Source organism: Cupriavidus campinensis, assembly GCF_905397395.1.
Classification (GTDB): domain Bacteria; phylum Pseudomonadota; class Gammaproteobacteria; order Burkholderiales; family Burkholderiaceae; genus Cupriavidus; species Cupriavidus campinensis.
On record NZ_CAJPVH010000012.1, the window covers coordinates 100667 to 115445 of the forward strand.

Here is a 14779-nt window from a genome sequence, read left to right on the forward strand (position 1 = left end):
ATGGCGGACACATGATCTCGCGTATCGTCAACTTTGCGCTGCACCAGAAGCTGTTCGTCTGGCTCGGCCTGGTCATCTTCGTGGCGGGCGGCCTGGCCGCCTTCAAGAACCTGCCGATCGAGGCCTTCCCGGACGTCTCCGACATCCAGGTCAACGTGATCACGCTCTACCCGGGCCGTGCGGCCGAGGAAGTGGAGCGGCAGGTCACGATCCCGATCGAGACCGCCCTGGCCGGCACGCCGAACTCTGTGCGGGTGTTCTCGCACACGCAGTTCGGCCTGTCGTTCATGATGGTCACGTTCAACGACAAGGCCACGGACGTTACCGCCCGCCAGCAGATCATCGAGCGGCTGCGCAGCGTGGACCTGCCCGATGGCGTGCATCCGGACCTCGCGCCGCTCTCCACCGCCATCGGCGAGATCTATCGCTTCCGGCTGACCGGCAAGGGCTATTCGCCGCAGGAACTGCGCACGCTGCAGGACTGGGTGGTCGAGAAGAACCTGCGCCAGGTGCCCGGCGTGGCCGATCTGGTGACGATTGGCGGCAGCATCAAGCAGTACGAGGTGAACCCGAACCTGGCGCGGATGCGCGATGCCGGGATCTCGCTGTCCGAGCTGTTCACGGCGCTCCAGCGCGGCAACTCGAACGCCGGTGGCGGCGCGGTGGCGCATGGCCGGCAGCAGTTCCTGCTGCGCTCGCTGGGCAGCTTCCGCACCTCCGCGGACATCGCCAACGTGGTGGTGAGCGAGAAGAACGGCACGCCGATCCTGGTCAGGGACATCGCCGAGGTGAAGGTTGGCTCGGCGCCGCCGCAGGGGCTGATGGGGCAGGACGACGAGGACGATATCGTCTCGGGCATCGTGGTGATGCGCAAGGGCGAGAACCCGTCGATCGTGCTGGACGCGCTGAAGCAGAAGATCGACCTGCTCGACAGCACCATCCTGCCCAAGGGCGTGAAGATCGTGCCGTACTACGACCGCTCCACGCTGATCGACAAGACGCTGCACACGGTGTTCGGCAACCTGGTGGAAGGCGCGCTGCTGGTGATGGCGGTGCTGTACCTGTTCCTGGCCAACGTGCGCGCGGCGGCCATCGTGGCGCTGGTGATTCCGCTGGCGCTGCTCTCCACCTTCATCGGCCTGACCTGGGTGGGCATTCCGGCCAACCTGCTGTCGCTGGGCGCGATGGACTTCGGCATCATCGTGGACGGCGCGGTGATCGTGGTGGAGAACATCTTCAAGCGGCTGGGCGAGCTGAAGGAGCAGCAGATCCAGGACAGCAGGGCACGGCTCAACGCCATCCTGCTGGCGACCACCGAGGTGGGCCGGCCGACCGTGTTCTCGATGGTGATCATCATCGCGGCGCACATCCCGATCTTCACGCTGCAGCGCCACGAGGGCAAGATCTTCGCGCCGATGGCCTATACGGTGACCGGGGCGCTGATCGGCTCGCTGATCATCTCGCTGACCGTGGTGCCGCTGCTGTGCCACCTGCTGCTGAAGAAGAACATCGCGCACGAGGACAACTTCGTGGTGCGCCACTGCAAGCGGCTCTACGAGCCGATGCTGAAGTGGGCGCTGGAACACAAGAAGATGGTGGTCGGCATTGCGCTGGCCTTGCTGGTTGCCACGGTGGGCGTAGGCAAGTTTCTCGGCAGCGAGTTCCTGCCGGAGCTGGACGAAGGCTCGATGTGGGTCAGCTTCGACCTGCCGGCGTCGGTCTCGCTGGACGAGGCCCGCGACCAGGCGCGCAAGCTGCGCACCGTGATCCGCCAGACGCCCGAGGTGAACACCACGATCTCGAAGGTGGGCCGCCCGGACGACGGCACCGACCCGAAGCTGATCAACACGGTCGAGATCCTGGTGGACCTGAAGCCGGACCAGAAGTGGCGGGCCGGCTACGACAAGCGCAAGATCATCGAGGAAATCAACCACAACCTGCGCCGGCTGCCGGGCATCGAGCCGAACTTCTCGCAGCCGGTGCGCGACAACATTCTTGAGAGCATCTCCCAGATCAAGGGCCAGATCGTGATCAAGGTGCAGAGCGACAGCCTGCAGCAGAACAAGCAGGTGGCGGACCAGATCCTGGCGAACGTGCAGACGGTCAAGGGCGTGATGCGCGCGTTCATTGACCGCGACGGCGAACTGCCGCAGTACGTGCTGGAGTTCGATCGGGCCCAGGCGGCGCGCTACGGCATCAACGTGGCGGACGTGCAGGACCTGATGGAAACCGCGCTGGCCGGCAAGGCCGCCACGGAGCTGTGGGAGGGCGAGCGCCACTTCAGCGTGGCCGTGCGCCTGAAGCCGGGCGAGCGCGAACTGCCGAACCTGCCGAACATCTTCATGCAGACCGCCGATGGCGCGCAGGTGCCGTTGTCACAACTTGTGACGTTCCGGGCCGCCTCGGGCGCCATGAACATCAGCCGCGAGAACGGCCAGCGCACCACGTCCATCGGCATCTTCATCCACGACCGGGACATGGGCAGCGTGGTGAAGGACATGCAGGCGCTGGTGAAGAAGAACGTCAACGCCGAGGACGTGAAGATCAGCTGGTCCGGCGAGTTCGAGAACCAGGAGCGCGCCATGGCGCGGCTGTCGATCGTGGTGCCGCTGTCGGTGCTGGTGATCTTCCTGCTGCTGTTCAACGCGTTCAAGTCGTTCAAGAGCGCCACGCTGATCATCTCGAACATCCCGTTCGCGCTGATCGGCGGCGTGTTCGCGCTGTTCCTGACCGGGATTCCGCTGTCCGTCTCGGCGGCGATCGGCTTTATCGCGCTGTTTGGCCAGGCCGTGTTGAACGGCGTGGTGATGGTGACGTACTTCAACCAGCTGCGCGACGAAGGGCTTTCCGTGCGCGACGCGGTGCTGGCCGGCTCCATGGACCGGCTGCGGACTGTGCTGATGACGGCGCTGCTGGCCATGCTGGGCCTGTTCCCGATGGCGATCTCGCGCGCGATTGGCTCGGAGACGCAGCGCCCGCTGGCCATCGTGATCATCGGCGGTCTGATTACGGCAACGTTGCTGACGCTGATCGTGCTGCCCACGCTGTACGAGTGGATGGTGGGACGCTCCTGGCCGGACGAAGAGTCCGACGAAGAGGACCACAACCGGATCTCGCCCTCGCTGGCATCGTAAGCCAGGCATCGTGAACGCCCCCGGCCCCGCCGGGGGCGTTTCACATGCTGGGCTTCGTTCCCGGAAACAGCGGCCACGCCATCAGCGCAACCGTCGCAGTGCTGGCCCAGACCACCGGCCATGACGTCGCCGCGAGCCAGTGCGGCAGGGTCAGCGGCGTGAGGAAGAAGCCGAGGAAGACCGCAGTATTCGCCATGCCGAGCGCCGTGCCCGCGCGCTCGGCCCCGGCCATGGCTGCCAGCTCCGCATAGGCCACGCCGTGCCAGGCCGAGACGCAGATTCCGGCGAGGGCCATCATCGCCGGAAGGAGGATCATCCACGGGCCTTGGACCTGGCCGGCGCTGCCCTGGACGCAGGCCGCCAGCACCAGGAAGGCGGCTACCGACACCAGCGTGCAGCCGCGTAGATAGGCACGACGGTTGCCGTGGCGGTCGGTCCAGCGGCCGCTCCATACGCGCATCGCCATTGCGCCGCCCTGCACGGCGACCATGGTGGCCGTCATGACGCCGAGCCCGGCATGCGCAAAGTCGTGCAGGAACACCGACGCAAACGTCAGCACCGCAAACTGCGGCATGCAGAGCAGGCCGAAGGCCGCGACGATGCGCCAGATGCCCGGCTGCCGCAGGGGATTCGCGGTGGGTGCCCGGCACGCCGGTGATGCCGCGCAGCCTGCCGCCGGCGGCTCGTGCAGCCATCGCCAGGTCAGCCACGCCGACACGCCACACAGCAGCGCCACCCATCCATAGACCCAGGCGAAGCCCACCGTCGAGGCGAGCCACGGCAGCGTAAGGGCGCCGATACCGCCGCCCAGCGGCACCGCCGTCTGCCGGATGCTCATGGCCAGCCCGCGTTCACCTTCCCGGAACCAGCGCATCACGGCGCGGCCGCTCGCGCCGTTGACGCTCCCGCTCAACAGCCCGACGACCGCCATCGCACTCATCAGCCAGCCCAGCGGTGGCGCGTGGCCGCCGCTGGGAGCGAGCCAGAGCGCCATGGCCAGCAGGGCGACGGCAGTGGAAGCGAGGCCGCCGAGCAGCACGGGGCGGTCGCCCCAGCGGTCTGCCGCTACGCCCCATGGGAGTTCGGAGAGGGCGACGCCGAAGCCGAGCGCCCCGAGGGCGAGGCCCAGCTCGGCGTTGTCGAAGTGATAGCCGGTGCGCATCCAGACGGCGGTGGTGGGAATGCCGCTGGCGCCGGCCATCACGCTGGCATTGGCGGCGACGCCCACGCCGAGGACTTTCCAGCGGTGGCCTGCGCCAAAGTGACGGCTCGCCGACACCGGCGCCGAAGCAAGAGTCTGGGATGACATGTGGGGTTTCCGATCGATGATTTGACCGGACCGAGTCTCTCACCCACAATCCGTCCTGAATATCAGAAAATATTTCTGGAATCGTTCGACAAAACAGGATGATCGATGTCACGCACGAACTTCGACGTCGCCGCCTTGCGTAGCCTGCTGGCGGGGATGGAGTTGGGCAGCTTCGCGCGCGCGGCGGATCGCGTCGGGCGCTCCACGTCCGCCATCAGCGCGCAGATCAGGAAGCTGGAGGAGCAGGCCGGCACACCGTTGTTCCGCAAATCCGGACGCGGGCTGGCGCTGACAGCCGCCGGCGAGGCCATGCTCGGCTATGCCCGGCGGCTGGTGGACCTCAACGACGAAGCCGCGGCGGCGGTGCGCGGCGTGGATCTGGCGGGCGGCATCCGGCTGGGATTGCAGGAGGAGTTTGGCGAAGGGCTGCTGCCCGATGTGCTCGGCAGGTTCGCCCGTGCGCACCCGAAGGTGCGCATCGAGGCGGTGGTGGCGCGTAACGCCGAACTGCTGGCGCGGATCGATGCCGGGCGGCTGGACCTCGCCCTGATCTGGGCCGATGGCGGTCTGGGCTTGCCCGAGGCGAGCATCCCGGGCTACGCACTGGGCCAGCGCGCGGTGGAGCCGATCGACGAACCGCCCATGTGCTGGGTCGGCTCCGCGACGGCGCCGATGACCTGGGAGCGGGGCGAGCCGCTGCCCCTGATCGCCTTCGACCGCCCATGCCAGTTCCACGCCGCGGCCACGGCTGCGCTGGATCGCGCCGGCATTCCGTGGCGCCTGGCGTTCTCGAGCCCGAGCCTGGGCGGGCTGTGGGCCGCCGCCGCTGCCGGGCTGGGGCTGACCGTGCGGTCCCGCTACGGTCTGCCGGCCAATGTGCGCGCGGTGCCGGCCGGGGAGGCCGGCCTGCCCGGGCTGCCGTCGCTGCCGCTGGTCATGCTGCGGGCGGCGCCGACCATGCCGCCCGAGGTGGAGCGGCTGGCGGACATCCTGCTGGCGTCGGTGCGTGAGGCGCGTGCGGCCTAGTCGTCGTAGCGATGCCGGCTCGGCCGGCAAAGCACCGCGCCCAGCAGCACGCCAATCCCGAGCGCCATGCCGATGGCGCGCATCGGCTGCTTGTTGACGTACTCGGTCACGCACTCCTGCCCTTGCTGCCAGTTGTGGCTGACCGTGGACTTGATCGAGTCCAGCGCCTGCGAGCCGCGCTCCGCCTTGGAGAGAAACGTCTTCTTGGCGGCTTCGACGGCTTCACCGGTCAGATTCGGCAACTGCGACAGCAGATCGTCGAGATCCTTGGCCAGCTGGTTGGTATCGGCGCGCAGGTTGGCTCGGGCGGCGGAGGCGTCGGCGCTAGAGTTCTGGGGATTGAGGTTGTTCGGGTCCATGCGTGTCTCCTGTCAGGCAGTGCGAAAGGTGCAAAGGTGCGGGGAAATCGATGCCAACACATGCCTGCGCAGGTTCCGTACCAGCACACGCGCCGCCACCCCACACGCGCGGCGCGCTCTCTAATATAGAAACGCCGCGGCAAGTTACCGGTGCTTGTAATTTGTCCGCGATGGAAGGAGGTGCGCGACACGCCGCCCCAGACCACCGCGCGCGCCTGGCAAGGCGGGCGCAGCCTCGGCACGCTCGTTGCGGGATCAGGGTTCCCACACCCCACGCAAGGAGTTGCAGATGAACACCGCTGATCCCACTCTCACTTCCAACCAGGGCGCCGGCATCGTCGGCTCCGGCGTGGGCGACGGGCCCGGCCCCGAAGTCATGGCCGCATCGAGCCTGGATGACACCAAGGTCTATTCGTCCGACGGCGAACACGTCGGCGAAATCTCGGAAATCATGATCGACGTCCCGCGCGGCCGCGTGGCCTACGCCGTGCTGAGCACCGGCGGCTTCCTCGGTATCGGCGACACCCTCCACGCCATTCCCTGGGGCGCCCTGGTCATGGACACCGACGCCAAATGCTTCCGCCTCGGCCTGACCGCAGACCGCATCAAGAACGCCCCCGGCTTCAACAAGGACAGCTGGCCCGGCATGGCCGACCCCCAATGGGCGACCACGATCCATGAGTACTACGGGCGGGACCCGTATTGGACTGGTGTGGGCGGGGCGCTATGAGTTGAGCGTTTCCTGGCTGGATAGACGGCGGCCGTTCGAATGACGGCCGCCGTTTTTGTTTGCGCGTGGACCGTAACAGAATCGTGAACATGCGTTGTCGTGACGCGTCATTGAACTCTGATTTAAAAATGATTCATATCACTGGTGACTCAGATTTGACGGAATAGTAAAAACTGCCGGTTTACCCGGAAACCCTTTGCTGGGGCGGGCCCGACTTTCGGGCGGAGCAGATTTGTGCCTCGGGCAGGCGATGGAATCAGAAAAGAGTGGGGTATGCCGGACCTTGCGTCGTGCCGTACGCTCCCCCTCGTTTTCAAAAAACTTACAACTGGTTACAAGTAGGCCCGCGGTAATAGCACGGTGTTTCGCGACCCTTTGGCGTGAGTAGGACCAAATTGCCGACGACAGCCACGCGTGCGCCAATCGCCGGGGTCCTGAATGAATCGTCTTTGTTACCGTCTCGTCTTCAACAAGACACGCGCCATGCTGATGGCCGTGCAGGAAACAGCCAGCAGTACCGGCTCGGGGAGACGGAAGGGGCGGGGTCCAGCGGAAAGTGCCACGCGGCGCGGCGCAACCGGAAGCCTCTGTGTCGGCGTTCCGATGTTGCAACTGGCAGGGTGGATGGCGATGGGGCTGCCGATGGTGGCCGGTGCGCAGATCGTTGCGGACCCGAATGCCGGCGCAAACCGTCCGGGCGTCATCCAGACGGCGAACGGCCTGCCGCAGGTCAACATCACGCGGCCTTCGGGGGCGGGTGTCTCCGTCAATCACTACAACCAGTTCGACGTCAACAAAGCCGGCGCCATCCTCAACAACTCGCCGGGCATCGTGGCGACCCAGCAGGCTGGCTACATCAACGGCAATCCCAATTTGCAGCCCGGCGGGTCCGCAAGGATCATCGTCAACCAGGTCACGAGCACGCTGCCCAGCCAACTGCGCGGCTACCTCGAGGTTGCCGGGCCGCGTGCGGAAGTCATCGTGGCCAATCCCAACGGGATCCTGGTAGATGGCGCGGGTTTCATCAACACGAGCCGCGCGACGCTGACCACCGGGATTCCAGTCTATGGCGGCAGTGGCAGCCTTGATGCCTTCCGCGTGACCGGCGGGCAGATCGTCGTGGAAGGCGGTGGGCTGCATGCCACCGGCGTGGATCAGGTGGATCTGATCGCGCGGGCGGTCAAGGCGAACGCTGCCCTGTATGCCAATAACCTCAACGTCGTGGCGGGTGCCGCCCAGGTGGATCGCGCCACCCTCTCCGCCACAGCCATTGCTGGCAGCGGTCCGGCGCCGTCTGTGAGTATCGACGTCAGCGAACTCGGCGGCATGTATGCCAACAAGATCCTGCTGGCGTCCACCGAGGCGGGCGTGGGCGTTTCCACGCGCGGCGTGGTGGCGGCGCAGGCTGGCGACCTCACGCTGACGGCGCAGGGGCGGCTACAACTCGCCGGGCAGACCAGTACGGCCGGCTCGATGACCGTCAACGCGCGGGACGGGGTCGATAACACTGGTACGACCTATGCCGGCCAACGGCTGGCACTAGGTACGCTGGGCGGCCTGACCAATAGCGGCACGCTCGCAGCGGGCAACGGCCTGTCGGCGAATGCGGCGTCGATCGCGTCGAGTGGCACGCTGGCGTCTGGCATAGGCGCTGACGGCACGGTTTCGCAAGCCGGGACGCTGGCGCTCAATGCCAGCGGCGCGGTGCAGGCTAGCGGCAAGGTGCTCGCCGGCGCCGATGCTACGGTGCAAGGCGCATCGGTGAACCTGGCCGGCAGCGAGACATCGGCCATCGGCACCGTGCAGGTCACGGCCAGTCAAGGCGGTATTGATCTCAACGGCGCCACGCTTTCGGCGGGCGGCGCGCTCGGCGCCCAGGCAAGCGGCGCCCTCGATGCGTCAGGTGCCACCGTACGCACGGGCGGCAACGCGAACGTGACGGCGGCCAGTGTCTCGAACCGGAACGCACAACTGATCGCGGATGGTGCCATCGACATCCGTTCAGCAGGTGCGGTCGACAACGCCGCTGGCGTGATGCAGGCGGGTGGCGGACTCACGATGGATGTGGCGTCGCTCGGGAATCAGGCCGGCCGCGTCGTGTCGCTCAACGGCGATGGCTTGACGATTGCCGCACGAGGTGCCATCGAGAACACCACGGGCAACACCGCGAGCGGCGCGCAGGGCGGGGTCATTGGCGGCAATGGCAGCGTGCGGATCGACGCGGATGCCCTGGCCAATCACGGTCAGATCAATGCCGCCGGCGATGCGACGGCCCATCTGGGCAAGCTGGACAATGATGCCGGCACGGTCCTCGCGGGCGGTGCGGCCAACGTCTCCGTATCCGGGGCGGTGTCGAACCGCAATGGCACGTTTTCCAGCGCCTCGCTGGACCTCAATGGCAGCACCATCGACAATCGTGGCGGCCGGATCGAGGCAGATGACCTCGCACTCCGCGCAACCGGCAACCTGAATAATGCCGGAGGGACGATTGCGCAGTACGGCACATCCGACACGACCATCGTTGCGGGCGGCAAGCTCGACAATACCGGTGGCGCCGTCGTCATCAATGGAAGCAGCGCGATCCTGGACGCAGGCACGCTGGCCAATGTAGGCGGGAAGATTGCTCACGCCGGCACGGGCCGCATGGCCGTACTCGGCGAGAAGGGTGCCGCCGACAACACGGACGGCAGCATCCAGTCGAACGGCACGCTCGAAGCTCGTCTCCTCGCGCTGGACAATACCCGGGGCGTCGTCTCCGCCCAGGGCGATGTCAGCCTTGTTGCGGCGAACGGCATCACGAACCGTCAGGGCAGCGTCTACGCTGACAAGTCGCTGGCCGTGGGAACCCTTCGCCATATCGACAATGCGAGCGGCTCGTTGCAGGCGGGTGGCGGTCTCACGCTGAGTGCGACAGGGGTCTTGTCCAACAATGGCGGGACGATTTCCGCCAACGGTACGGATTCCACCGCGAGCGTCACGGCTGCCGGCGTCGATAACACGGGCGGCCGGCTGACGAATGCGGGGACCGGTGCTACCTCCGTCAGCACGGCAGGGGCCTTGAGCAACGCGGGAGGCACGCTAGGAGGGAACGGCAATACGACCTTGGCCGCACGCGACCTTATCAACACCGGCGGTGGCAATGTCGCCGGAGGTGGTTCGCTCACGCTGTCCGTCAGCAACAGCGTGGACAATCGGGGCGGCAGGATCTACGGCGGGCAGGCGCTGACCATGCAGCAAGCGGGCGCCTCCATCGATAACAGCGGCGGCACGCTGCTGGGTGGCAAGGACGTCACGCTGAACGTCAATGCGATGAGCAATCTTGGAGGCACTGTGCGTGCCAACCAGGGCATCGCCGTCAGCGGTATGGTGGCTGGCAGCGGTGAGATGACCGCCGGGGGCGACCTGAGTCTCAATGTCAATGGGGACTACGTCAATGACGCCGCCAACCGGCTGGCCGCCAATGGCGACCTGCGCGTGACGGCCACGGGCGCCGTCACGAACACCGGGCGCCTGGCTGCGCGGGAGGATCTGACGGTTCAAGGCAGCAACGTGGTCAACGCCGCTGGCGCCACCATGACGGGCGCCACGACCAACGTCAGCGCCAGCGGTACGATCAGCAACGCGGGCCGGATCGACGGCGACACGGTAACGACCACGAGCGCGGCGCTAGGAAACATGGGCACGATCATCGGCAACGCGATCACGGTGCAAGCCAGCGACGTGTCCAATGCCGGGGCGGCCGCGATCATCGCCGGTGCGTCGGATGTGAAGCTATACGCCAGCAATGCCGTTTCGAACACAGACGGTGCCACGATCTACAGCATGGGCAACCTCCAGATCGCCCGCGATGGCACGCGGGACGGCGGCGGCATGCTGGCGAACCAGATGAACGCGCTGGTCAACAGTTCGGCGACCATCGAGGCCGATGGCGATATCGACATCGCCGCGCGTTCGGTGATGAACAAGCGTACGAGCATCGTGACGGAGGCTGGGACGCCGGTGGAGACGGCGCGGCAGACGTTGACGGCTTGGATGGCGGGTTTGAAGCGAGGGACCGAAACCTTCTACTACCAGAGTGGAACGTTCTCCAATTGGCGGTGGATGGGCGGCAGTGCCGACATCAGCGCCGACATGATGAACGCGCTGAGAGCGCCTGTGACGGTGGAAGTACCGAAGTCAGACGTCGCAAACTTGAACACCGACGCCAAGACGCTTTCGTTCACCAAGCCGGTCATGGAGATAACGTCGACTGAGGAAGCGCAATCGCAGAACCCATGCCTTCCCGGGGACCCTTGCGACTTCGTACCCACCCGCTCTGTCACCAAGAACGCGACACAGTACTACCAGAGCATCGAGGATACCGGCAGCAGCTACAGGATTACGTTCTGGCCCGACTGGGACCCTGCCACCCAGATCAATCCCGGTGATCTGCGCGTGCGCTACGACCTCGGCTCTGACGTACACGACTACAGCGAAATCGCGCGTACCACTGTCAAAATGACGGCGACAGACCGCCTGATTAGCGCCACGGATGCCGGCAAAATCCAGGCGCGCGGTGCCATTCGCATCAATGCTGACGGCGGCGCCATCCTCAACCAGTCATCGACAATGGCGGCGGGCGGCGACCTTTCGCGCCGTGCCACTGGCGGCACCATCGACGATATCGGCACAGTCCTCCAGCAGACGGTGACGACGACGAGTACCTCGACCTTCTACTGGCACGAGAAGAGCGGCGTTGACTCCGATCAGCAGACGGTGGTCTCTGCGCCTGAGTTGCAGGTTCCGACCACGGTGGCAGCACTGCCCAGCGTTGTAACGTCCAATCAGGCCGTACAGACGAGCGCCCGGGATGTCTCCGTGGGTGCGGTGAACGCTGTCGGCGTGGACGTGAGCAGCAGCGGTGTGGCCGGGGGTGGCGGTAGCCGCGCGCACATCGATGGTGCGACCGGAAAGACTTCGCGCCCGCAGACCTTGGGCACCGCAGGCGGTGGCATTCCGAACCTGCGCCTGCCGACCAATGGCCTCTATACCTATCGCAGTGCGCCGGGCGATACCTACCTGGTCGCCACCGATTCACGCTTCACGCAGTACACCAACTTCATCTCGAGCGACTACATGCTCGGCGCGCTGGGACTGGACCCGCAGCGTACCCAGAAGCGCCTCGGCGATGGCTTCTATGAAGAGAAGCTGGTCCGTGACCAGGTGACGGCGCTGACCGGGAAGACCTTCCTCACCGGCTACACAGACCAGATGGAGGAGTACAAGGCGCTGATGAACAACGGCGTGACCTACGGGAAGGCCTTTGGCCTGGCGCCGGGGGTGGGTTTGACCGAGGAGCAGATGCGCCAGCTCACCACCGACATGGTGTGGATGGTGTCGCAGGATGTGACCCTGCCGGACGGCACGACGCAGTCAGTGCTCGTGCCCAAGGTCTATCTCGCGCAGGGCCCCGGGGTGGACCTCAACGCCACCGGCGCGCTGGTGGCGGGGAATGCCGTGACGATCAACGCCACGGGGAACGTCAACAACAGCGGCAATATCGTCGGCGATGTAGCCACCCAGGTGCTCGGCAACGATATCGTGAACCGTGGCGCCATTGGCGGAACTACCGGCACGACGCTGGTCCAGGCCGCGCAGGATGTGCGCAACCTGGGTGGCCGTATTGGCGGGCAGGATGTGGTCGTCGCCGCCGGGCGCGACGTCATCAACGAGACGCAGACGATCTCCGCGGTGCAATCGATCGACAAATCCAGTGCCAGCGCCACGGCCGTTGGTGCGCAGGCGGTCATCGAAGGCAAGGGCAACGTCGCAGTGCTCGCCGGCCGGGATGTGACGCTGGCGGGCTCGACACTGGCTGCAGGCGGCGATGCACTGATTGGTGCGGGGCGTGACATCAACGTGGGTACGGTGGCCCTTGGCACAACGCAGGACACGCGCAACGGCCAGAGCTACAGCCACGATGCCGTGACCACCTACCAGGGCAGCGATGTCACGGCCGGCAAGGGCTTGACGGCTGTCGCCGGGCGCGACGTAGTCCTGGCCAATGCTGCCGTCAGTGCTGGCACGGATGCCACGCTGGTGGCGGGCCAGAACCTGGTGGTACTCAACACGACGGACTCGCATGCCCATGCCGAAGCCTCGCTGGGAGGCAAGAGCGCTTCCTACACCAAGTCGTCCTATGACGAGACGGTGCGCGGCAGCGAGATCGAAGCGGGCGGCAACGCCAAACTGGCGGCCGGGCAGACAGCGCTGGTGGGTACGGTGCTTGCCGCCAACGGCATCGAGGCCGCGCAGACGTCAGGCGCAGGCAGTGTGGCGGTCATCGGATCCAGCGTGACGGCCGGCACGGGTGCGTCCGGTGGCGGTGTGACCATGGTCGCCACGGAAGATGTGATCGTGGCCGAGGGCCGCGAGGTGCATGATTCCAGCTCGGAGCAGCGCTCGCGCAGCAGCGGGTTCCTGTCGCGTTCGTCGAGCCATGATGCAATAGCCAGCTACGCGGACGTGGGCGTGGGTAGCGCCATCAGCGGCGACACGGTCCAGGCAGTCGCTGGCAACGACCTGCTCATCCGCCAGAGCACTGTCACGGCAACGGATGCCGTTGACCTGACGGCAGCCAGAGGAAACGTCGTGATCACGGCCGGCGAAAACGTTCGCGAAGTGACCGAGACGCACGAGCGCTCTTCGTCCGGCGTTAAGTTCTCGGCGGGGCAGGGTGGGATCGGCGTGTCGGCTGGCGGCAGCAACGCCAAATCGTCGTCGCATACCGTGGCCGTGACCCAGAGCGACGCACGCTCCGCAGTGGGTGCCACCAACGGCAGCGTCACCATCACAGCGGGGAAGGACGCGGTCATCATCGGCAGCGACCTGATCGCGGGTAAGAGCGGCGAAAACGAGAGCGCCGGCCACATCGACATCCAGGCCGAGAACATCGCCATCACTACCGGCATTGACCGGGTCGTGCAGGACAGCAGCCAGAGCAGCAGGTCCAGCAGCTTCGGCGTTGCCGTGGTCGGTACGCCACTGGACTCTGTACGCAACATCCAGGCCAACAGCCAGGCCGACAGCAAGGTCACGGCCACAAAGCAGGTGGCGGGCGAAATCGGCCATTCGGCGGGAACGGCGCCGCAGATCGCGGTGACTTACGGGCGGAACTCCAGCAGCGCCGAGTTTCATTCCGAAGGCGTGACCAACAGCGGCAGCACGCTGACCGGTGCGGGTGACATCATCCTGCGCGCCACCGGCAGCGGGGTGAAGGACGATGCCGGCAAGGCCGTAGATGGCGACATCCTGCTGCATGGCAGCATGGTCAGCGCGGGCGGCAAAGCGGTGCTGGACGCGCAGCGCAACGTGAACATCGAAGCATCGACGGATACGTACAGCGAGTCTTCCTCTTCCCAGAGCAGCGGCTGGAAGATCAGCACGGCCGGCGCTACGCTGGGCGACATCGGCCGTAGCATCAACGGCGGCGCAAACAGCAGCGGCGTGACCGTCGTGCCGTACGGCAGCCAGAAAGCCAATGCCAGTGGCGAATTGTCCGCCAGCCAGCAGAATGCCAGCACGATCACCGGCGATTCGGTCACGATGACCAGCCGCAGCGGCGACGTGCGAATTGCAGGCAGCGGCGTGGCCGCAGAGAATGACATTGCCATTTCGGCCAAGCAGGGGCGGGTGGACATCCTCTCGGGGCAGGAAACCAAGTCGCAGCGTAGCGACAGCAGCAGCAAGGCCATCGGCGACCTGGGCGGCAATGGCTACGCAGGCACCTTCGGCGTACGGTCTGAATCGCACCATCTTGATGCAAACAGCACGAGCGAGAACACTGTGCGCAGCCAGGTGGTCAGCGGCAACGGCAATGTGAGCATCGCCGCCAAGGACGACCTCACCGCGCGCGGTGCCGACATCTCCGCAGGGCAAGACGTGACCCTGATCGGCAAGAACGTCGTGCTCGATCCGGGCGAGGATTCCAGCACGATGAACCAGAAGGACAAGTCGAGCCAATATGGCGTGACGCTAGCCTTCTCGGGCTATTCCGTGCAGGCGGCACAGGCGGCAGAGAACGCAGCACGGGCAATGGAGAGCGGTGACGGCAAGTCGGCTGCGCTGTATGCGGTGCAGGCGGGCATTGCGGCGGCGAACTCGGTGGGCGCGGTCAATGCGTTGCAAGGCCAGGGCAAGCCCCCCGTCAGTAACTCGGCAACGGGCAATCCGGGCAATAGCA

6 protein-coding genes are annotated in these 14779 nt (G+C 66.0%); 4 read left to right on the forward strand and 2 right to left on the reverse strand.

Features of this window, described 5'->3' with window-relative positions:
- Positions 1–11 precede the first annotated feature (11 nt).
- Entirely contained in the window at positions 12–3134 is a 3123-nt protein-coding gene (locus KHO18_RS10225) for an efflux RND transporter permease subunit (RefSeq protein ID WP_144197743.1), read from the forward strand.
- A 40-nt stretch (positions 3135–3174) separates the two neighbouring features.
- Here the strand turns inward: KHO18_RS10225 and KHO18_RS10230 are convergent, their stop codons facing one another.
- Complete coding sequence (locus KHO18_RS10230) at positions 3175–4443, reverse strand: MFS transporter (protein WP_211943121.1); 1269 nt, start codon at positions 4441–4443, stop codon at positions 3175–3177.
- Positions 4444–4548: 105 nt separating this feature from the next.
- Here KHO18_RS10230 and KHO18_RS10235 point away from each other — a divergent pair, with 105 nt between their 5' ends.
- On the forward strand, positions 4549–5469 hold the full coding sequence (locus tag KHO18_RS10235; RefSeq protein ID WP_144197745.1) for a LysR substrate-binding domain-containing protein: 921 nt from the start codon (positions 4549–4551) through the stop codon (positions 5467–5469).
- Here the strand turns inward: KHO18_RS10235 and KHO18_RS10240 are convergent.
- On the reverse strand, positions 5466–5828 hold the full coding sequence (locus KHO18_RS10240) for a DUF883 family protein (RefSeq protein WP_144197746.1): 363 nt from the start codon (positions 5826–5828) through the stop codon (positions 5466–5468). The genes KHO18_RS10235 and KHO18_RS10240 overlap by 4 nt on opposite strands.
- Positions 5829–6117: 289 nt before the next feature.
- Between KHO18_RS10240 and KHO18_RS10245 the strand changes: the two genes are divergently transcribed.
- On the forward strand, positions 6118–6558 hold the full coding sequence (locus KHO18_RS10245) for a PRC-barrel domain-containing protein (RefSeq protein ID WP_144197747.1): 441 nt from the start codon (positions 6118–6120) through the stop codon (positions 6556–6558).
- A 438-nt stretch (positions 6559–6996) separates the two neighbouring features.
- Positions 6997–14779, forward strand: a 7783-nt coding sequence (locus KHO18_RS10250) for a two-partner secretion domain-containing protein (protein ID WP_211943122.1), incomplete at its 3' end; no start/stop codon positions are given.

Bases quoted from the DNA above. Each gene is read 5' to 3' on its own strand.
- KHO18_RS10230 (WP_211943121.1), bottom strand. From the start codon at position 4,443: ATGTCATCCCAGACTCTTGCTTCGGCGCCGGTGTCGGCGAGCCGTCAC.
- KHO18_RS10240 (WP_144197746.1), bottom strand. From the start codon at position 5,828: ATGGACCCGAACAACCTCAATCCCCAGAACTCTAGCGCCGACGCCTCC.
- KHO18_RS10235 (WP_144197745.1), top strand. From the start codon at position 4,549: ATGTCACGCACGAACTTCGACGTCGCCGCCTTGCGTAGCCTGCTGGCG.
- KHO18_RS10225 (WP_144197743.1), top strand. From the start codon at position 12: ATGATCTCGCGTATCGTCAACTTTGCGCTGCACCAGAAGCTGTTCGTC.
- KHO18_RS10245 (WP_144197747.1), top strand. From the start codon at position 6,118: ATGAACACCGCTGATCCCACTCTCACTTCCAACCAGGGCGCCGGCATC.